A 20,601-nucleotide genomic window follows, 5' to 3' on the forward strand; every position below is an offset into this window, starting at 1 on the left:
TTCGTGAGCCACGTTCCCATGCGTGACCTGCTTGTCGGGCCCGACCTGAACTCGCTCACAGTCCTGACGGCGGCACCCGAACGCACAGTGACCTCAGTGCGTGTCATCGACAAGCTTACGGATCTACGGTCCGTGCCACGTGACAGCTTCGTCGTCGTGCTGTCGACCGCGTCCGCGCAGGCACGTGGGCACCTGTTCGACATCGCGATGCGTGACGCGACCGCGAGCGGCGTCGTCGCCGTCGTACTGAACGGCATCGACGCGGCCGCCGTGGAGTCGACGGCGGTACGGATCGCCAGCCGCAACGGTGTTTCCTTACTGTTGGCGCCGTTGGACATGGAACCGACCCGGCTGGTCATCGCGGTGGCGGAGGCGCTCGCCGGCGACGCCACCGCCGCGTTGGCCCGTATCGACGCGGCACGTCGCCTGATCACCGCAGCCGAGATGCGTTCGGAAGACCGTCGCGCCGCAGTCCTGTCTTCCGCAGCGGACGCATTGGGCACCCGCGTGGACGCGCGGCAGCCGTCACACGGCGAGCCTGCCGCGCCTGTGCTCGTCGACGGCACGGTCGACACGTTCGTCACCGCCTCGGTTCCTCCGGACGCCAGGGGTTCGTGGGTTGTCGCGGCGCGTGTCGTCAGCACGCTGACGGCGGACGCGTACGCCCGCGTGATCGCCGACGAACGCCGTACCGAGCTGGCGCCGTTGGCTGACCGCGGCCGTCTGTTGGGCGAGTTGCTGCTGGCGCCGGATTCCGAACGTGTCCAACTCGTCTCGCACGCCCGCACAGTCGGCCTTCCTGTCGACGGCTGGCACCAGGTGCTCCGCTTCGAACTTTCGTCCTCATTGGACTCCAGCGAGGTGAGCGCGGACCAGGTCGACGCCATCAGCGTGTCCATGCTGCACGCGGTTCGGTCCGAAGTGGACGCGAAGTGGCACACCACCCGGATCGGCGGCGAACCGTTGCTGGTACACAGTGTCGACGCGGATCCCGGCCCAGCCGCGGCCCGAACCGCCCAGTTCGCCGCGACAACAGCCCTCGCCGCGGCCCGCAAACGTTTCCCCGGAATCGTCGTCCGCTGTGGCATCGGCGCGGTGCACCGGCAGGCCGAGGGCCTGCGAACCTCGGCCACCGACGCGAAAGCCGCCCTGGCCGTCACCCGGCAGGCCCGCCCACAACGGGACGTGGTGGCCATCGACGCCCTGGGCCTGAACCGGATGCTCGTGGAGTGGTACGCCTCAGACAACACCCGAGCCTCCGTGGACGACCTGCTCGCCCCGCTGGTGGACCTGGGCCCGGCCGCGGCCGAGGAAGCGATCCGCACCCTGCAGGCCTACCTGGACCACCAGAACTCCCCGGCCCGAGCGGCCGAAGTGCTGAGCGTGCACCGCCAAACGGTCCACTACCGCCTCAACAAGATCACGAAACAGCTGGGTGTGGACCTGAACGACCCGGAACAACGCCTGGCCCTACAACTGGCCTGCCGCGCCTGGCTGATGCGCTAGCGAAGAAGAAGGCCTCGGCCACGCCAAGTCGGCCGGGGGGCGGTATTCCCTGGCGTGACCGAGATGAAGCGCCGAACCACCCAGCGGTGCCAACGCCACCGCCACACCGGCCCGACACCGACCTTTCTTCGTACGTTTCAACAACCTACCGACGACCGCTTTCAGTCCACTTTCAATCTTCATCTCCGCAGGTCAAGGCGATAGCTGAGCCATCAGCACCAGCTCGGTATCCGGAGGACGAACTTACTGTCCGTCGGCGTACGCGGACGCGGCGAAGTCGCTCAACTCGATCCGGTCAGCCACCTCGGCCTTGATGATCAGGCTGGCGACGTGCTTCTCGACCGTCCGCGGCGAGATGTGCAGCCGGTTCGCGATCGCCTTGTTCGTCAGCCTCTCGACGAGCAACTGCAGGACCTCATGCTCACGAACGGTCACGCCGATGGCTCGCAGCTCGTCCGGGACGTCGTCCGTCCCCGCCCGTCGCTGGCGTACTGGCGCTCCCGCGTGCCGCAACAACGACCGACAAGCACTCGCCACCGGCGCCACGGACAACTGGTGGAAGTACTCCTCGGCTTTGCGAAGCCACGCGACGGGCTCACCCCACCCGTCCGCTATCGCCGCCTCGGCGGCCAGTCTCAACCCGAGATGGCTGGCCATGGCGTATGTGGCAGCGTCCTCGTGGGCTGCGACGGCAGCCGCCGTCGCCTCGTCCGCCCGGCCGTCGCGCCCCAGCAGGATCGCCTTGGCGAGGCCAACGAAATGGCGGTTCCACCGCATCGTCGCGCGTACCGTCGACGCGGACTGGTTGTACTCGGTCCACCCGGCATCCCCGTCCAGCACCGACAGCAGCAGGTGCAGTCCGTGGCGGCCGGCGAGGTGGTACATCGACGGCACGTCTTCGGTGATAGCCAGCATCTTGACAAGCTCGTCCCGGGCGAGCCCGCGGTTTTCCTCAAGCAACGCGCAGAAAGTCCGCGCGAACCCCAGAGTCAGCGGGATCTCCTGCGAGTACTCGTCGCCCCATTGCGCGAACTCGACGAGTGCCTTCTCCATGTCCGCACGTTTGCCCTGATGGGCTGCCAGAGTGGCCTGCACCATGAACAGATATCGGACGTGCGTCCGCAGGCGCAGCCGGATCAAGTCGTACTTGCGCTGTTCCACCGCCATCGCCGCGGTGGCGAAATCGCCACGGAGCACCGAGTCGAGAACCAGGTTGACCTGGATCATGTACCCGATCGTGACCGCGCCGAGCCGTTGGGCTTCGTCAAGTGTGCGTTGCATGCTGCCCATCGAGCCGGTCGCGAGCCATTCGTTGCCCGCCGACAACACCATCGCGTAGACGCGGTAGTAGGGCAGCCGGTGTTCCTCAGCCAGCGCAAGCACTCTCTCGAAGCAGGCATTCGACTCGGCCATGCTGCGTTCCCGGGCCACATCGCCGACGAGCTGCCACGCATCGCAGAGAACCATGCCCAGGTTGGCCGGTTCAGCCTCGGCGATCGCGCGTCGGGCAAGCCGCTCCGCCGTCTCGGCACGATTCTGCCCGCCGCCCAGCCACACCAGATTCGCCGCCACCGCGTCGATCGGCGCGGTGTCCTTCCCGTCGGCGTCCGGGCCGAGTGCCGCCCTGGCCGCGGCCACTTCACGCATCCCTTCCGACCAAAGCCCCGCGACGTGGTAGACCTTGGCGAGCCGGACGTGCAGCCTGGCCCGGGAGGCCGGCGACACGCCCGCGTCGCCCAGTTCGTCGAGTTCGTCGATGACCACCCGGGCGCGTTCGATCTGCCCCGTTTCGGCGAGCGCGTAGAGCAGTCCTTCGAGAATCTCGAACCTGCGCTCGTTCGCTGCCTCGCCTTGGAGCAACGCGTTCGCCCGGTCCAGCAACTTGACCGACGATTCGCAAGCTCCGTCGTCGAGAGCTCTTTTCCCCGCCTCGGCGAACAGGTGCGCGGCGGTGTGGGTGTCCCCGGCATCGGCCTGCAACGTCGCGACCAGTTGACACCACTCGCCTGGCAAGCCGGGATGCAGGCTTTGCACCGCCTCGGCGGCGCGTCTCGAATACTCAGCGCGGTCGGTCGGCGTGAGCGCGCCGCGCAATGCCTCGGCAGTCAACGGATGGCGAAACGCGTACCAGTCCGGCGCTCCCTCGTCCGGGGCGACGAGTTGGGCGTTGACCGCCGCACGCAGATGGGACAGCATGCTCCGCTGGTCCAACCGCGTCACCTTGCCGACAACCGACAGCGGGAAGCGATCGCCGAGCACCGCGGCCGCCGACAGCAACATGCTCGCCTGCGCCCCGAGTTGCTCCGCGCGATCGGTGACACCCCGCTGAACAGTCTCCGGGACACCCGCGCGCAACTCGCCGGCCACCCGCCAGCCGGCGTCTCCTTCCACCAGAACGCAGTCTCTGACCAGCTGGTGCAGTAACTCCTCGACGATGAACGGGATACCCGCGCTGTCCTCGGCGAGTTGCTCGGCGACGTCCACGGGCAGATCCGTCGGGCTGGTGTCCAGGCACGACGCTGCCAGCCTGGCCACGTCCTGTTTGGAGAGCCGGTTCAGCACGACGATCGACGCGGCGCGGCGCTGAGTCGCCGAACGTGCCAGGTCGAGAGCGGCACACGGGTCGCTTCGGATCGTCGCCAGCAACAGGACCGGGAGATCGGCGATGTTGTCGACCAGATACTCGACAATCGCGAGTGTCTCCGCGTCCGCGTGGTGCAGGTCCTCAAGGACCAGCACACAGCCGTCCGCCCGGCCGGCGACCGCGATCAGCCGCAGCACCGCCTCGCCCAGGACCACGAGGGACGCGCCGGCCGCCGCGTCCGACTGCTGCAGGTCCGGGATGAGGCGTCCCAGGATCGGCAAGTACGGACCCAAAGCCGGATCATCTGGCGGATGCCCGCTCCGGAACAGTCCGAGCAGAGCCTCAGTCAGGGGTCGAAAGGGAACAATCGGACCAATCGTGCTGCCTCGGCCGCGTAGTACTCGGACTCCGGCCGCGAAGGCGATACCTGCCGTCTCCGCAGCCAGCCGAGACTTTCCAATCCCAGCCTCGCCGACGAGGAAGATCGTGCCGCCGCGCGAGGCGCGGGCCGCGTCGATCGCCCTCGTCAGTTCGGCCACCTCGCGGTCGCGGCCGATGACGAGTGGAGAATGGGACCACATGGCCGGACAGTACCTAGAATCCCCCGTTCGGTTGAAGACCGGACGGTCGAAGATCTCGATCTAACGCTCGGCGTCGGACCCCGGGGAGGCCTGGGTGAAGATGAGGCTCACGAAGCCATCTTGGTGCAGCATGCCAGGACGGTACCCACCGAGAGCCCGCACCCGCGCGGCCGCGGTGCGCTGGGGGAACAGGGTGATCTGGCCCACGGACTGGCTCGGGGTACCGACGGCGGCGAGGGGAGGAGTGCTCATGACGTACTTCTTCCTGTGAGCGGGGAGGTTCTCAGGGGAGGAGGTGCGGTTGCTCAGGGAGTGGGTTCGAGCAGCAGCACCGACGGGACTCGGTGGCGGAAACCGAGGCGGAGCAGGCCGTAGCCGATGCCGGCGAGGCCGTTGAGCAGGCCGGAGGAGACGACGCCGTGGGGGGTGCCGCAGCGGACGCCGCCGCGGTCGATGGCGCCGAGCAGGAGACCTGCGTGCTGGGTGGCGGCGCGGGCCGCGTGGTTGTGACCACGATCACCGAGGATCATCAGGGCTTCGGTCACGCCGAGTTCGCCGTGGCAGAGGCTCATGTCCCGCAGCGGGGCGTGGGCGGTGAGGGTGTCGGCCCAGTCCCGTGGGGTGTCCCGGCGGGCCATGGTGAAGCCGGCCAGGCCGGCGCACCAGGACAGGTCGGAGCCGTCGGGGACTTCGGCGTCCAGGATGGCCTGGCCGAACTCGCCGTAGGGCTCCCCGGCGCCGGTCTGGGCGAACCGCATCAGGGCCCAGCCGATTCCGGTGTGCCCGTGGGCGAAGCCCGAGGTGGGCATGTCCATGCAGGTGCAGGGCACGGTGTTGGCCTGTTCCACCAGGCGGTCGGCGAAGTCCCAGGCGAGCCGGCCGGCGGACGGGAGGCCGGTCTCGGTGTGGACGGCCAGCATGGCGGCCAGGCCGCCGGCGCTGCCCGCGGCGAAGCAGGCAAGTTCGTCGTCGGTGGCGGCCCGGGTGAGGTCGACCACGGCCGGGAGCCATGAACGGATCTCGGGGTCGTCCAGCAGGTTGCCGAGGCGGGCGATGGCGTAGCTGATCCCGCCGAGGCCGTGGGTGCCGCCGCAGCCGATGGTGACGCCGAGTTCGGGCTCGGTGATCAGCTGGTCGATCAGGCGGGGCACCGGGCGGACCGCGTCCCGGGCCAGTTCGGCGTACCGCTGCACACCGGTCAGGTCCGCGAGCTGGGCCAGGAACAGGGCCACGCCGCAGTACCCGTGCGCCAAGCCGGCGCCCATGGGGAGCACGGCCCAGTGCTTGTCGACGATCGGCTCCAGGCCGAGCCAGTTCGCGCGGCCGTCGCCGTGCATGGCGCGCGCACCGATCTCGTCGGCGATCCCGCAGGCCGCCGACAGCAGCCGTTGGGGGTCCGGGATGCCTGAGGTGCCGGCGCGCGGCCGGGACTCGCCGGAGCGGTGCTCGACCGGCTTGGCCCGGGTGGCCAGGGAGGCAGAGATCAACCACTCCTGGTCGTACCGGTCGACCTCGTCCATCGCCGCGATCTTCAGCACGACGGTGGCCAGGCCGGGGCCTTCCAGCAGGTCGGGGAGGCGTTCGCCGTCGGCCGCCCACAGGTCGCGGGAGCCCGGCCGGCTGGTGAACATCGGCACGTCGCCGGCCCACAGGTCGGCCAGTTCGCTCGGGATCAGCCGCTGCCGGGCGAGGTCGCACGCGGAGTCGATGGTCAACGCGTCGAACACCCGCTCCCGCAGCACCGCGTCCCGCAGCACGTCCGGGTGGGTCGACTCGTCCAGCAGGGTCGCGTACACCTGGCTGGGCCGGACCACGATCCGGATCTCGTCGTTCGTACACGCGGTGAGCAGGCCGATCAGTTCCGACCGGTGCCGCACGATCGCGTCGTAGCCCTCACGGAACCCGCCGAGCATCGCGGTCCGGTACTCCGACGGCTCCACGTCCACGGCACCCAGCCGGGGCCGGTTCACCGCGCCACGGAACTCGCCGGGCCGGCGAACCAGCCGCATCGCGTCCGTGCCCACGCCGTCCCACGACACCGTGTCGGTCGGATACTGCACGCCCTTGTCGCCGCCGAGCCCGGACACGTCCACCGCGCCGTGCTCACCGAGGAGCATCTGCGGCAGCAACGCCATGCGGTGCACGGACGACGCGAGCACGCGGGCCGCCGGATCGGGGCCAGTCGCGGTCGGCTGCTCAAGCATCGGGTGGAACAGGGTCTCGACGTCCACGAGCACCGGCTGGTCGCCGCAGGCGATCAGGTTCTCGTAGTGGATGTCGGCGGCGTCGATCGCGTACAGCAACGCCAGCAGCGCGCCCTGGCGCCGGTAGAACCGGTCCACCTCGGCGATCTGCGCGCACGGCCGGTGTTCGACGTACTCCAGCCAGCCGTAGCCGGTCCGGGTCACCGTGTCGACGGTCTGCAGGCCGAGGCCGAGCACCTTGCTGTTGAGCCAGCTCACCAGGCCGCCGAAGTGCCGGTGCAGGTCCAGCGACCGGGGCTTGTAGACGATCCGCCGGCCGTCGGCGAACCGGAGGATCGAGACGGACCGGCCGCGCTGGTGGGTGTCGCCGCTGCCCATGTGGACGTCCACCAGGTCACCGGGGTCGACGCCGCCGAGCAGCCGGGCCACGACCAGCTCGCGGTCGGCGTTGAACCGCTCGATCATCTCGACCTGGGCGGTCGAGGTGTGGTCGCAGGCCTGGCCGAGCAGCCGCGCGAGCACGGGGTATTCGGCGAACAGCGCGGTCAGCCGGTCGGACCCGGCCTGGGCGCGGACGAAGTCGGCGAACCGCTCCTGGGCGGTGTCGCCGGCGAGCCGGCCGGAGACACGTTCGACGTTGAGCTCAAGCACCAGGGTGCGGGCGGCCAGACCGGCGAGGCGGCGGCCCAGTTGCCGGTCGAACCCGGCGGACACGGCCTCGGCGTCGATCTTGCCGTCCAGCGCGACCTGGACGACCCGGTTGCGTGCGATCCGCGCGAGCGGGCGGAACACCCAGGCGAAAGCGTCGGGCCACTCCGACGGCACAGCCCCCTCGGCGCTGACCGGACCGGTGGCGACCGCCTGGTCGACAAGTTCCGCCCAGCGTGGTCGGCCCTGGACCGTCCATCGGCGTTCGGCGGCGGTCAGCGCGCCGGTCCACCACGGTCCGGAGTTGATCCCGTTGTCGCGGTGCGAAATCGCTTGGCTCACGACAAACAGGCTGGCAGCGGGCTTGGGACGGGACATGGGTAAGAGATCCCCACATTCCCACCGGGAACCACCCGTATTGGGTAGTGGCCCCGGCCCGACGGCCGTTCCACCGACGGTACCGGCGGGCGACCGGGGCGGCGACCTGGTTCACCCGGAAGAACCTGACACGATCTGGCAGGTTCTGATGTCAGGATGGAACGTGTGGATCGAGAGCAGGTGTTGGCGTACCGGATAGCCCGGCAGGGGCTGCATCGGACGAACACGCCGGTCGACGACCTCGACGTGGTCGACCTGGGCGTCCAGGACACCCCGATGGGGTCGGCCCGGCATTCGTTCAGCGTTCGGACCGAGGCTAGCCCAGACGATCATTCGCTCGTCCGGGTATGGAGCCTGCGGGCATCCCCATATTTGCACCACACCGTCGACCTGCCTCGGATCGCCGCCGCGCTCTGGCCGCACAGCGAACGCGACGCGCTCGGCAAGGTCGCGTGGCAGCGCTCGGTGATGCAGAAGAGCGGGATCACCGCCACCGAGGCCCTCCGGTACACCGCCGAGGCGTTCCGCGAGGTGATCACGGGACCGACGGTGAAGGGCGCGGCGAGCACGGCCGTGTCGAAGGTCGTCCCGAAGCCGCTGGTCAGCTACTGCCGTGGGTGCCAGGCCGAGCACGTCTTCGAGTCGCTGTTCCGGCTGGCCGCCCTGCCCGCCGGGATGCGGCTGGAGCCGGACACGTCACCGCCGGTGCTGGTGCCGATCGAGGACTGGCCGGGCATCCCGGACGAACAGTCCGGCGCGGACGACCTGATCCGGGAGTTCCTCCGGTTCGTCGGGCCGGCCAGCGTCGGCGACGTGGCCGCGTGGCTGACCACCACCCAGGCCGAGGTCAAGGAAATCTGGCCGGCCGGACTGGCCGAAGTGGACGTCGACGGCCGGACGGTGTGGCTGCCGGAGTCCGAGATGGACCTGCTGGCCGACCCGCCCGAGCCGCCGCGGGCGCTGCTTCTGCCCACATCGGACCCGTTCCTGCAGGACCGCAACAAGCTGATGCTCGTCCCGGACAAGACGCGGCACAAGGAGATGTGGCCGGTGATCGGCCAGCCGGGCGCGGTCGTCGTGGACGGTGACGTGGCCGGTATCTGGCGGCCCAAGGCGTCCGGGAAGAAGCTGGAGGTCAGGGTCACCGAGTTCCTGCCGATCGCCGCCGACGCCCGCAAGGCGCTGCAGCAGGAGGCCGACCGGCTGGGCGACCTGCGCGGGATGACCCAGACCAAGCTCGCGTTCTAGGAGTACTGGGCCAGGTCGTCGATGGTCTGCTGGACCTCGGGATGGTCCCGGCCCAGCAGCTGGGTCCTGATGTTCAGGGCACGCTGGGTGAGGCGGCCGGCCGCGGCCATGTTGCCCTTGGCGGCCATCAGCATCGCGAACTCGGCGCAGGCGACCGCGAGGTCGTAGTGGTACTCCGGCAGCACCCGTTCCAATGTGGAGATCGCGCGCCGGAACAGCCTCTCGGAGGCGTCCAGCTTGCCCACTCTGGACAGGAACGACGCCAGGGTCACCTGGTCGTTCGCGACCGCCGGGTGGTTCGGCGGGAACCGGCGTTCCCGCAGGCCCAGCGCCCGCGCCGCGTACGACTCGCCGCTGGTGAACCGGCCGCGCACCAGGTCCAGCATGGCCAGGTGGTGCCACACCACCGCGGCCGCCGGACCGGTGCCCTGGCCGATCAGGGCGACCGCCTGCTGGAGCATCCGCTCGGCCTCGGCGAACCGGCTGCCGTACTGGTACACGGTCGCCAGCCCGCACATCAGGTTGACCTGCTCGGTCGGGGTGGGCCAGGTGCCGTCCTCGGCCAGCTCCAGCGCCGAGGAGTAGAGCACCTCCGCGCTGCCCAGGCGGTTGCGGATCCGCTCGACACCGGCCAGGCAGCTCAACGCGGCGACCCGCAGCCGGACCAGGCCCTCGTCCAGCCGGGAGTACTCCTCGGTGATCACAATGGACCGTTTGGCGTAGCGTTCCGCCTTGTCGTACCGGGAAACCGCCTCATGCAACCGGCTGAGCAGGATCAACGAGTCCGCGACGGCGGGATGGTTGGGGATCCGGGTCTGTTCGGCCACCGACAGCGCGGTCTCCGCGACCGCGATCGCGTCCCCGAACCGCCCCTCGTCGGCGAACCGACCGGCCAGGCCGAGGCGTCTTCGTGCCTCAGCCAGCGGATCGAGCATCGCCGGCCCCGCACATCTGAGCTCCTCTCGTCGAGGACATGATGGCAGGACTTCGGCCGCGAGTGGGCTTCGGCGACCCCTAGACGCCGAAGACCATCGGTCAGCCGGTGGGCAGGACTGCTAAGTTTCGCCTGGTCAAGGTCAGTTCCGGGTGGTCGTCGGCAAGCAGCCGCCGGCGGATCTCCAACGACCGGCGATAGAACCGCTCGGCCTCTTCGACGTTGCCGCGCACGGCCATCAGCACGCCGAGGTCGTTGAACATGGCCGCGACGTCGTCGTTGAGCAGCGCGACCTCGTCGGCCACGGCGACCTGGTTGTGGTTCGCCGGCTCCCGCAGGATCCAGAACAGGTCCTCTTCCATGCCGACCATGGTGCGGTCCTGGACGTCCCGGGCGGTAGGTATCAGGTTCCCGGTCGCGCCGGGAGATGTTCCCGGTTGCGGACGGTGAGCGCGATCTCCGGGTGATCCGCGCCGAACAGCCGTCTCTTGATCTCCAAGGACCGCGTGTAGTGCCGCTCGGCCTCGGCGTTCTCGCCGCGCGCGGCCATCAGCGCGCCCAGGTCGTTCAAGGTCACCGCGACCTCGTAGTGGTCCGGTCCGTACGCCCGTTCGAACACGGCCAGTGCTTCCCGGTAAAGCACCTCGGCCTCGTCCCACTTGCCCTGTCCGGCCAGCAGCGACGCCAGCGCGGCCTGGTCGGCGGCGACAGTCGGGTGGTCGGGTGGCAGTGTCCGCAGGCGCAGCTCGACCGACTGGCGGGCATGCTGCTCACCCGATGCGTAACGGCGTCGGGAATGGTCCAGGCCGCCGAGGTTGTGCCAGATCGTGGCCGCCCGCGGGCTGTCCGGGCCGACCATCGCCAACGCCTTTCGGTAGAGCGACTCGGCTTCGTCGAACCGGCGGGCGTACTTGTAGACGACACCGAGACCGGTCAGCAACGCCACCATGTCCGGGTGACCGGGCCCGGCCAGGGCGATCGCCTGCCGGTACAGGTCTTCCGCGCTGTCCAGCCGGGACTGGATCCGCTCGACCGTCGCGAGCCGGGCCAGGGCGTTCACCCGAAGCCGTCTGTCCGAAAGGGACTCCGTGCCGGCCATCGCGCGACGGGCGTAGACCTCGGCATCGGCGTAACGACCAAGGGCCTCAAGGATCGCGCACAGGGCGAAGCACCCGTTGACCGTGCTCGAATGGTCAGGACCGTGGTCCCGCAAAAGGATCGTGTACGCGGCCTCGGCCGGTGCCAGCGCGTCGACGGCCTTGCCCGCGGCGAACGCCTCACGGGCAAGGCCGAGCAACTCACGCGCCTGGTCCACTAACCGATGATGGCATCCGCGATCCGGGCCCGCAGATCCCGGGCACCACCGCCGAACGCCGCCAGCCACTGGGCGCGCTTGTAGAGCCGGTGCAGGACGTGCTCCCACGTCATACCCACGCCGCCGAGCACCTGGATGACGTGCTCACACGCGGCCACCGCGGCCTCGGCCGCGGCGGACTTCGCGGCGGCACAGGCCACGTCCGCCTGCGGGTCCTCCTCCTGGACGCTCCACGCCGCCCAGTACGTCAGCGACCGGGCCAGTTCCAGTGCCGCGTACGAGTCGACCAGCTGGTTGGACACCGCCTGGTACGTGCCGATGACCTTGCCGAACTGGGATCGGCTCGACGCGTGGGCGACACCGTCGTCCACAGCTCGCCGGCCCACACCGAGAGCCTCGGCCGCGGCCAGCACGAACGCCCGGTTCTCGATGGCCGCCAGCACAGCGTGTCCCGACGTCAGCGACCGTGACGGCGCGTCCGCGAACTCGACGGTGTACAGCCGCCTGGAAAGGTCCGAAGTGGACAGAGGGGTCACCGTGGCGTCCGCGGTACGGACCAGGCGCAGCTCGGCACCGGCCGTCACGACCACCAACGCGTCGGTGCAGGCGGCGTCCGGGACGAGGATCTTGGTCCCGGTCACCCGGCCGTCGGCGGAGACGGATGTGGCCAGGTCAGTGTCCCGCAAACCTTGCGGGCGCCCGGATTCCGCCCACGCCAACGACAGCCGCAGATCCCCGGCCGACACCGCCGCGGCCAGTTCGGCGTCGTGCTGGACCGCCGGCAGAGCCAACGCCAGCGTCGAGAACAACGGTGCCGGCAGCAACGCGGCACCGGTCTCCTCGAACAGGACCACGTGGTCGAGCAGGGTCAGCTCCGGGTCCGTCCACCCCAGTTCGGCCACCTGCTTCCAGCTCTCCGGCTGCCAGCCGGGCGAGCCGTCGACGATCGCCGGCACACCGTCCAACGGGTACTGCTCGGCCAGGAACTCCTTGGCGGCGACCCGAAGCATCTCCTGCTCGGCAGAGAAAGCGAAGTCCATCACCGGCTCCTAGGCAGGCCGAGCACACGTTCGGCGACGATGTTACGAAGGATCTCGGACGTCCCAGCCTCGATGGTGTTGCCACGGCTGCGAAGCTGGCGATACTGCCAGTACCCGTCCCACACGCCGCCGTCGCCGTCCAACATCCCGGACAGCCCCTGCAGGCTGCGCGCCAGCTTGGTCAGCCGCTGGTTCGCCTCGCTCCACACGAGCTTCACGACCGAACTCTCCGGACCGGGCGCGCCCTTCGTCAACAACGTCGTCAGTGTCCGGTAGTTGGTGAACGCCAACGACTGCAGCTCGATCCACTCCTGGGCGATCGCGTCCCGCACCACCGGGTCGTCCGCCGGGACCCGGCCGTCCGAACCAGGCTCCCTGGCCAGGTCCACCAACCGGGAGAAGTGCTGACGCAGCTGAGCGACCAGCGCGAACGCCATGGTGCCGCGCTCGTGCAGCAGGGTGGTCATGGCGACTTTCCAGCCGTCGCCCGGTTTGCCGAGGATCGAGTCCTTGGGCACGCGGACGTCGGTGAAGAAGATCTCGTTGAACTCCGGGTCACCGGTGATCTGCTTGAGCGGCCGCACTTCCACGCCGGGCAGGTGCATGTCCACCAGCAGGTACGACAGGCCGGCGTGCTTCTCGGCGGCCGGATCCGTGCGCACGACCAGGATGCACCAGTCCGCGAGATGCGCGTACGACGACCACACCTTCTGGCCGTTGACCACCCACTCGTCGCCGTCGAGCACCGCCTTGGTGCGGGCGCCGGCCAGGTCTGAGCCGCTGCCCGGCTCGGAGAAGCCCTGGCACCAGATGTCCTCGCCGGACAGCAGCCTGGCCAGGTGCTTGCTCTTCTGCTCGTGCGTGCCCCAGGTCATGATCGTCGGGCCGGCCATGTTCAGGCCGATGATGCCCATGTGCTCCGGCGCGCCGGCGCGGACCATCTCCTCGAAGTAGATGGCCTGGTAGCTGGGCGAGAGCCCGTGCCCGCCGTACTCTCGTGGCCAGGTCAACCCGACGTAGCCGCCGTCGAACAGCCGGCGGCTCCACTTACGCAGGTAGCCGGCGTCGGGGCGGCCCGCGGCCGGCATTCCGCCGGCGTCGAAGTTGGCTTCGTACCAGTCGCGCAGCTTCGCACGGAACGCCGCCTCGTCAGCGGTGTCACGGAAGTCCATGAGACATGTTTGCACTGTGACTCACACCAGGTCAACTAGCCGATATGTCTCTGCAATGCGACGCGGGCAGGTATGGTGGCGGGTATGTCGACCACCCCGCTCGCACGCGCCCTGCGCGGCCCGTCCCCGGCGCCGAAGTCGGCTCCGATCGACGCGTTCCGCCTGGCCAAGGCCTGGTTCCTGGCCGGCAGGCGGGTCGACATGCAGCAGCTCGCCGCCGAACTGGGGGTCAGCCGCGCGACGCTGTACCGCTGGTGCGGCAGCCGCGAACAGCTCATCGGCGAGGTCATCTGGGCCATCAACGAACGCGCCTTGAAAGACACCCTGGCCAAGACCCGCGGCTCCGGCCGTGCCCTGGTGACCCGCGTGCTGGAGCGGTCCCTCGCCCAGATCCGCAGCTTCGACGCGCTACAGCAGTTCGTGGCCGAGGACGCCGAGTACGCGCTACGGATCATCACGTCCAAGCAGAGCGTGGTGCAGGCCCGGCTGATCGAGTGGACCGCGGACTTCCTGCGCGCCGAGGTCAAGCTCCGGGACGACATCGACGTGGCCGACCTCGCCTACGTCATCGTGCGCGTCGGCGAGTCGTTCGTCTGGAGCGACATGATCACCGGCGCGCCCCCGGCGACCGACAAGGCGGTGAAGATCGCCGACCTGCTGATCGCCGCCGCCGAGGAGCCGGTGTGCGGTCACTTGGCATCCCCGTAACAGTCCACAATGGATGATTCGAGCGGGAACTTCACCTCCGTTCCCGGGAAGACCAGGCCGGTCGCTTCCGCCGCCGCGGCCGCCAGCTCCGCCGAGACGTCCGGCGCGTCGCCGGCCGGGCAGTGCACCAGGACCTCGTCGTGTTGGTAGAAGACGATCTCCGCGGCGGTCCCGGCCAACCGGCGGCGCAACGTCACCAGGAGCACCAGGGCCCAGTCGGCGGCGCTGGCCTGGACGACGAAGTTGCGGGTGAACCGGCCCCACTCCCGAGCGGCTTGGCGAGACTTCTGCAGCGACTCCTCGTCGGTCCGTTCCATCAACGCCATCCGCTGGGCTCCCGGGCGCGGGCTGGTGCGGCCGAGCCGGGACCGGACCATGAACCCCTGTTCGCCGTCCCGGGCGGCCTGTTCCACGTGCCCGACCGCCTGCGGGAAACGTTTGCGCAGCACGGCGAGCAGCGGGCCGGCACCGCCGCTCGTGCCGCCGTACATCGCGGACAGCATCGCGATCTTGGCCCGGCCGCGGTCGCCGTCGAACGAGTCGGCCGCGAGCGACGCGTACAGATCCACGTCCGCCGACACCTCGGCCAGCCGCTGGTCGCCGGACAGGGCGGCCAGCACGCGCGGCTCCAACTGGGCCGCGTCGGCGACCACGAGCGACCAGCCCGGCAGCGAGCGCACGGCCTTGCGCAACGCCTTGGGCAGTTGCAGAGCGGCCCCGCCACGGGTCGCCCAGCGGCCCGAGACCACGCCGCCGACCACGTAGTCCGGCCGGAATCGTCCATTGTGGACCCAGGAGTCCAGCCAGGTCCAGCCGTGCGCGGTCCACATCCGCGCGAGTTCCTTGTACTCCAGCAGCGGTTCGACCGCCGGATGGTCCACCTCGCGCAACAGCCACGCCCTGGTCGACGCGATGTCGATCCCCTCGCGGGCGAACGCGCGCACCACGCTGGCCGGGCTGTCCGGATTGACCGGATGCCCGCCGAAGGCGTCGACGATCCGGGCGGCCAGGGCGGCGAGCTTGTCCGGGCGGGCGCCGGGCGCCGGCTTCGGGCCGAGCATCTCGGTCAGCAGCTCCCGGTGCACGCCCTCGTTCCAGGGCAGCCCGTGATCCGTCATCTCCGCCGCGGCCAGCCCACCCGCGGACTCGGCCGCGATGAGTAACCGTTGCCCCTCCCCCCGGCCCAGCTGGGACCGGTAGACCTCCACCAGCAGGTCCAGCGACAGGGTCTCCTGGTCGGTCTCGAACAGGGCGGGCTGGGCGTTCCGGGCGGGCGGCGGCTTGTCCGGCGGCTCGGCCCGCCCGTGCAGCCGGGCCCACGCGGCGGCCGGGTTGCGGGGCGAGCCGTGCTGGCCCGCGGACGCCAGCAGGATCCCCTCGGTGAGGGTCAGGTCGTGGCAACGGGCCACCCGGACACCGGCTTCCAGCAGCTGCGGATAGAGGGCTTCGGCGGCCGGGAAGACCCAGCGCGGCTGATGCTCGGCCTCGTAGCGGCCTATCCAGGAGGCCAGGTCAGCGGTAGTGTGGTCAGAGATCTTTTCAGACGTGACCGGGTCGAGCACCCGAAGGCGGCCGGCGCCTTCGGCCTCGGGCGACACCATCACGACCATGCCGCTGATTGTGCCCCGGGGGTACGACAGTTACCGTCGAACCTTACTCGCCAGTAGGAACGCCGCCCCGCTGCCGTGGAGGTACCGTTGCCCAACGTCGTCACCCGCATCCCTGAGACGCTGCAGAGCATCAGGATCCTGCACCGGGCCGGCCTGGTCCCGGTCCCCCGGCTGGACGAGGGCCTCCGAGCCCTGCGGCTGATCAGGCAGATCGGCCCGATCGCGGGCGCGGTGCGGATCTCCGCCAAGCGTGACGCCCGCCGGCTCGGCCTGGTCGACGACCGCGGCCCGTTGACGTTCACCCAGCTCGACCGCAGGTCCAACAGCCTGACCCGGGCCTGGGCGGAACGCGGCCTCGGCGAGGGCTCGGTGATCGGCGTGCTCTGCCGGGACCACCGTGGCCTGGTGGACGCGATGCTCGCCGCCGGCAAGCTCGGCGCCCGGCTGCTGCTGATGAACACCGGCTTCGCCAAGCCGCAGTTCGTCGACGTGGTGCGGCGCGAGAAAGTCGCCGCCGTGGTGTACGACGAGGAGTTCACGGACCTCCTGTCCGAGGTGGACCTCCCCCGGTACCTGGCCTGGGTGGACGACGACTCCACCGGCGGCGACGTGCCCACGTTGGAGGAGTTGATCGCGAGCACCGACGACCGGCCGCCGGCCAATCCCGGCAAACCTGGCGGTCTCGTGCTGCTGACCAGCGGAACCACCGGAACACCGAAAGGTGCGCCGAGGCAGATCAAGTCGGGTCTCTCGGCCGCCCAGTTCCTTGACCGCATCCCCTTGCGCACCAACGAGTGCACGGTCCTGGCCGCGCCGATATTCCACGGCACCGGGCTGTCCCAGTTCGTCCTGTCGTTCGCCCTGGGCTGCACGGTCGTGGTGCGGCGCCGGTTCGACGCCGAGGCGACCCTGAAGATGGTCCAGGACAACAACGCCACCGAACTGGTGGTCGTGCCGACCATGCTGCAACGCGTCCTGGACCTCGGCGAGGACGTGATCCGGAAGTACGACACGTCCTCGCTGCGGATCGTCTTCTCGGCGGGTTCGGCACTGTCCCCGGAACTGGGCAACCGGGCCACCAAGATCTTCGGTGACGTCGTCTACAACCTTTACGGCTCAACGGAAGTGGCCGTGGCCGCGGTCGCCACCCCGGAGGACTGGCGGGCGGCGCCCGGCACAGTGGGCAAGGTCCCGTGCGGCTGCCGGGTGCAGCTGTACGACGACCACGGCGGCCGGGTCACCGAGCCGGGCGCGCTCGGCCGGGTCTTCGTGGGCAGCGACCTGGCGTTCGGCGGATACACCGACGGGCGCAACAAGGAGATCATCGACGGCCTGCTGTCCACAGGGGACGTCGGCCACTTCGACGGCGAGGGCCGGTTGTTCATCGACGGCCGGGACGACGAGATGATCGTGTCCGGTGGCGAGAACGTCTTCCCGGTGGAGGTGGAGAACCTGCTCGCCGAGCATCCTGGAGTGGTCGAGGCCGCGGTGATCGGCGTGCCGGATGAGAAGTTCGGCCAGCGGCTGCGGGCGTTCGTGGTCGCGCGGGACGGCGCCGAACTGGACGAAACCCAGGTCCAGGACCACGTCAAGGCCAACCTGGCGCGCTACAAGGTACCCAGGGACGTCCGGTTCCTGGACACGCTCCCACGCAACGCCACCGGGAAGCTGCTGCGCGGGCGGCTAGCCGAAATGGACTGACGTCATTCCCACTCGATACCGAACAGGCCGGGCCCGAAATCTATCGCGACCGCGTGGACACTGCAGCGGGTGTCCAGGCTGAGGTTGCGCATCCTCGGATGTTTGTGCCCGGTCTGCTTCGCGAACTGCTGGCACCGGGCCGGAATGTTTGCCGAATTGAAGTGGACTTCCAGGAGATACTCCCGGATTGGCCGCCTGAACTCCCGCCAGTGCGTGCGGTTGCATGTCGGATACGGCGGCCCGGCATTCGCCAGTTCGTACTCGATGAGGTATGTGTCGCCGCGCCGAATGGGCTGGTCGAACAACAGCTCGGCGACCATCAGGCCATTGCCGGTGTCCACCTGCTGGCGACCCAGATGGCAGTTACGCACAGTCGTGAGCGTGGGCGGCCCGGCGCTCGGGTCGTCCGAGTTGTAGATCAGCAGCCAGCGGTCCTGGCCGTCGGTCCTGGCCTCGAACACCGCGCGTGTGGTGATCGACTGCTGGCCGCCGTCGCCGCCCACCCGGCACCGGTCGTGCAGGCCGACCAGGGTGAGCTGTTGCTCTTGGTCGAGCGCGTCCGGCGCGCCGAGCGCGGTCAGCAGGCCGAGCAGCACGTCCCGTTCGAACCGGACGGTCTCGGTGACCGGCGGTTCGGGCGGTGCCGCCTGTTTTCCGCGTGGCCGCGGCGGCGGCAGAAGCGCGAGCAGCGAACCGGCCGGCAGCTTGAGAATCGTTTCAAGCTCCGCGAGCGCGGTCAGCGAGTCGTTGCGTTCCGGCTGCCGCTTACCGGACTGCCAATAGCTCAGCGCGGCAATGCTGACCGGAGTGCCGCGCGCGCGTAACCGCGCTTGTATTCGGTCCAGGCTCAACCCGCTCGACCGAATGGCCGAGCGTAACGCTTCGGCGAACTGGCTGTCGCCGTGAACGTTTTCAATATGGCCCCGTGGTGGTGAGTTCCCCGACATACGACCGACCGACTTAGTGCGACGAATGTGACCCCTGACCCAGACCCGAAAGAGGGTAGCAGTACACATCGGCGTGTCGTCAGGTTCACTCCGAGCATAGTTGACCGCCGAACAGAGTATTTGCATTACGCCGAACGGAGTACAACCGGTAAAAGGTGAAGGTGAGGGCCGCCGGTGTACGTTCGGCGATGTGCGACAGAACATCCTGATCACCGGGGCGAGCTCCGGTCTCGGCGCGGAAATGGCCCGCCAGTACGCCGCGATGGGCCGCGACCTGGCGCTGTGCGCCCGCCGAACGGACCTGCTCGAACAGCTGCGGGACCAGCTGCTCGCCCGGTACCCGGGCCGGACTGTCACGGTCCGTGAGCTGGACGTGGACGACCACGACGCCGTCTTCGAGGTGTTCCACGGGTTCGCCGACGAGCTCGGCCGGCTGGACCGGGTGGTGGTGAACGCCGGGATCGGCAAAGGCCAGCCGATCGGCACGGGCGCGTTCAAGGTCAACGCACAGACGGCGATGACGAACTTCGTGTCCGCGCTGGCCCAGTGCGAGGCGGCGATGGAGATCTTCCGCAAACAGAACAGCGGCCACCTCGTGGTGATCTCATCGCTGAGCGCCAAACGCGGCTTCGCAGGCGACGCGACAACCTACGCGGCCACAAAGGCGGGCATCTCCTCGTTGGCCGAAGGCATCAGGGCGGACGTCTACGGCAGCCCGATCAAAGTCACCACGATCCAGCCGGGCTTCATCCGCACGTCGATCAACGACCAGGTCAAAGCCCCCTACATGGCGAAGCTGGAACCTGGTGTGCGATCGATCGTGCAGGCGACGGAACGCGAAGTAGCGGTCGGAAACGTACCCACATGGCCCTTCGGTGTGATGAGCACCGCGATGCGACTGGTACCAACAAGCATTTGGGCTAAGTTGCGCTGATGGCGCTCGTCCACCTGATCAGACACGGCCAAGCCTCCTTCGGCGCGGACAATTACGACGTCCTGTCCCCCACCGGCCACCTGCAAGGAAAGATCGTCGGCGACGAACTGCGCCGAAGATCCACGAACCCAGACCACGTGTACAGCGGAACCCTCCAACGACAACGGGACACCGCGACCGCCGCAGGCTTCCCCACCGCGACCGAGGACGCGCGGTGGAACGAGTACGACCACCTCAGCCTGGTCCAGAACGCCGCGCCGACAACCCCACGGGAGTTCCAGCTCACCCTCGACGCGGCTCTCCGTAACTGGATCGGCGGAACCGACTGGCAGGACTTCACCACCCGCGTGCACTCCGCCCTGGACACCCTGCTCACCGACCTGGGCAGCGGCGGCTCAGCGCTGGTGTTCACCTCCGGTGGCGTGATCGCGGCGGTCTGCGCCAAGTTGCTTGGGCTGCCACCAGAGGGCTTCCTGGCGGTGAACAGAGTGACCGCGAACGCCTCCATCACTAAGGTTGTTCGCGGGCGGTCGGGGACGAGTCTGGTGTCCTTCAATGACCACGCCCACTTCGAGGGTGTGCACAGGGATCTCCTTACTTATCGCTGATGTCCTTTGTGGACTATCGCTGAAAGACGTTCGCTCGCCGCGAGGGCAGGCCGCCAAGAAGGAGTTTGTTTGTTGGGTGGTGCTGGTGTGGTTTGGTTGTCTTTTGGTGGGGTCGTGGTGTCTCCTTCCCGTGTGGCCTGCCCAAGGGAATCACATCTGGCCCGTGGTGTCCGGTGTGGGTTTCGGTCCGTATCGCTCTCGCTGTGTGTCGGGTTGGGTGGGCGGACCGGACGGCTACCGTCGTTCGGACACCACGGGCCAGATGTGATTGGCTGCGCCCAGGCCACACGGGAAGGAGACACCACTCCAGCCACAGGTGTGCTGCGCGGGCACGCGCCTGGGTGGCTGGCGGGGATTCTTGTTCGCTGATGGCGAAAAGCCTTATACCCCAAGGTATTTACGCTTCTCGCCAGGTAGAATTGCGGTATGGACACCACAGCGACACTATGGCAGACCAGCGACACTGAGCTGGTCGATGCCTAC

The 20,601-nt window shown here is 69.0% G+C and carries 16 protein-coding genes; 6 read left to right on the forward strand and 10 right to left on the reverse strand.

Annotation, left to right across the window (positions count from 1 at the left end):
* Positions 1–3 precede the first annotated feature (3 nt).
* A complete protein-coding gene (locus EV192_RS52575; RefSeq protein WP_132126356.1) occupies positions 4–1,506 on the forward strand; it encodes a PucR family transcriptional regulator in 1,503 nt (500 codons plus the stop codon).
* Positions 1,507–1,749: 243 nt separating this feature from the next.
* Here EV192_RS52575 and EV192_RS52580 read toward each other — a convergent pair whose 3' ends face one another.
* Genes EV192_RS52580 through EV192_RS52590 form a run of 3 tightly spaced genes read right to left on the reverse strand, consistent with a single transcriptional unit; the run spans position 1,750 to position 7,865 of the window.
* A complete protein-coding gene (locus EV192_RS52580) occupies positions 1,750–4,671 on the reverse strand; it encodes an ATP-binding protein (RefSeq protein WP_132126357.1) in 2,922 nt (973 codons plus the stop codon).
* A 60-nt stretch (positions 4,672–4,731) separates the two neighbouring features.
* Complete coding sequence (locus tag EV192_RS52585) at positions 4,732–4,923, reverse strand: hypothetical protein (RefSeq protein WP_132126358.1); 192 nt, start codon at positions 4,921–4,923, stop codon at positions 4,732–4,734.
* Positions 4,924–4,976: 53 nt separating this feature from the next.
* On the reverse strand, positions 4,977–7,865 hold the full coding sequence (locus tag EV192_RS52590) for a type 2 lanthipeptide synthetase LanM family protein (RefSeq protein ID WP_243727642.1): 2,889 nt from the start codon (positions 7,863–7,865) through the stop codon (positions 4,977–4,979).
* A 201-nt stretch (positions 7,866–8,066) separates the two neighbouring features.
* On the opposite strand from EV192_RS52590, the gene EV192_RS52595 reads away from it, so the two are divergent.
* Positions 8,067–9,149: a winged helix DNA-binding domain-containing protein gene (locus tag EV192_RS52595; RefSeq protein ID WP_165961058.1), complete on the forward strand. Its 1,083-nt coding sequence runs from the start codon at positions 8,067–8,069 to the stop codon at positions 9,147–9,149.
* Here EV192_RS52595 and EV192_RS52600 read toward each other — a convergent pair.
* From EV192_RS52600 to EV192_RS52620, 5 genes are all read right to left on the reverse strand, one after another.
* Entirely contained in the window at positions 9,146–10,084 is a 939-nt protein-coding gene (locus EV192_RS52600; protein ID WP_132126361.1) for a tetratricopeptide repeat protein, read from the reverse strand. The two genes, EV192_RS52595 and EV192_RS52600, sit on opposite strands and share 4 nt — an antisense overlap.
* Before the next feature lie 100 nt (positions 10,085–10,184).
* Positions 10,185–10,445 carry a tetratricopeptide repeat protein gene (locus EV192_RS52605; protein ID WP_165961059.1) on the reverse strand — a complete coding sequence of 87 codons (261 nt, stop codon included), beginning with the start codon at positions 10,443–10,445 and terminating at the stop codon, positions 10,185–10,187.
* Positions 10,446–10,486: 41 nt separating this feature from the next.
* The gene (locus EV192_RS52610) at positions 10,487–11,398 is read right to left on the reverse strand and encodes a tetratricopeptide repeat protein (RefSeq protein WP_165961060.1); all 912 of its coding nucleotides are present in this window, start codon (positions 11,396–11,398) and stop codon (positions 10,487–10,489) included.
* Positions 11,398–12,438 carry an acyl-CoA dehydrogenase family protein gene (locus EV192_RS52615; protein ID WP_132126364.1) on the reverse strand — a complete coding sequence of 347 codons (1,041 nt, stop codon included), beginning with the start codon at positions 12,436–12,438 and terminating at the stop codon, positions 11,398–11,400. The genes EV192_RS52610 and EV192_RS52615 overlap by 1 nt, the downstream gene beginning before the upstream one ends.
* Positions 12,438–13,610 (reverse strand): acyl-CoA dehydrogenase family protein, encoded by a 1,173-nt coding sequence (locus EV192_RS52620; protein WP_132126365.1) that lies wholly within the window; start codon positions 13,608–13,610, stop codon positions 12,438–12,440. Before EV192_RS52620 ends, EV192_RS52615 begins: the two co-directional genes overlap by 1 nt.
* Positions 13,611–13,694: 84 nt before the next feature.
* Here EV192_RS52620 and EV192_RS52625 point away from each other — a divergent pair, with 84 nt between their 5' ends.
* Positions 13,695–14,318 carry a QsdR family transcriptional regulator gene (locus tag EV192_RS52625; protein WP_165961061.1) on the forward strand — a complete coding sequence of 208 codons (624 nt, stop codon included), beginning with the start codon at positions 13,695–13,697 and terminating at the stop codon, positions 14,316–14,318.
* On the opposite strand, the gene EV192_RS52630 is transcribed toward EV192_RS52625, so the two are convergent.
* On the reverse strand, positions 14,300–15,928 hold the full coding sequence (locus EV192_RS52630) for a bifunctional 3'-5' exonuclease/DNA polymerase (RefSeq protein WP_132126367.1): 1,629 nt from the start codon (positions 15,926–15,928) through the stop codon (positions 14,300–14,302). The genes EV192_RS52625 and EV192_RS52630 overlap by 19 nt on opposite strands.
* A gap of 87 nt (positions 15,929–16,015) precedes the next feature.
* On the opposite strand from EV192_RS52630, the gene EV192_RS52635 reads away from it, so the two are divergent.
* Positions 16,016–17,629, forward strand: a complete 1,614-nt coding sequence (locus tag EV192_RS52635) for an acyl-CoA synthetase (protein ID WP_132126368.1) — start codon at positions 16,016–16,018, stop codon at positions 17,627–17,629.
* 2 nt (positions 17,630–17,631) lie between these two features.
* On the opposite strand, the gene EV192_RS52640 is transcribed toward EV192_RS52635, so the two are convergent.
* Positions 17,632–18,576, reverse strand: coding sequence for a hypothetical protein (locus EV192_RS52640; protein WP_132126369.1), 945 nt, complete (start codon positions 18,574–18,576; stop codon positions 17,632–17,634).
* A 190-nt stretch (positions 18,577–18,766) separates the two neighbouring features.
* On the opposite strand from EV192_RS52640, the gene EV192_RS52645 reads away from it, so the two are divergent.
* Entirely contained in the window at positions 18,767–19,510 is a 744-nt protein-coding gene (locus EV192_RS52645) for an SDR family oxidoreductase (protein WP_132126370.1), read from the forward strand.
* The gene (locus EV192_RS52650) at positions 19,510–20,118 is read left to right on the forward strand and encodes a histidine phosphatase family protein (protein ID WP_132126371.1); all 609 of its coding nucleotides are present in this window, start codon (positions 19,510–19,512) and stop codon (positions 20,116–20,118) included. Before EV192_RS52645 ends, EV192_RS52650 begins: the two co-directional genes overlap by 1 nt.
* Positions 20,119–20,601 lie beyond the last annotated feature (483 nt).

This window comes from Actinocrispum wychmicini (genome assembly GCF_004345645.1).
GTDB lineage: Bacteria > Actinomycetota > Actinomycetes > Mycobacteriales > Pseudonocardiaceae > Kibdelosporangium > Kibdelosporangium wychmicini.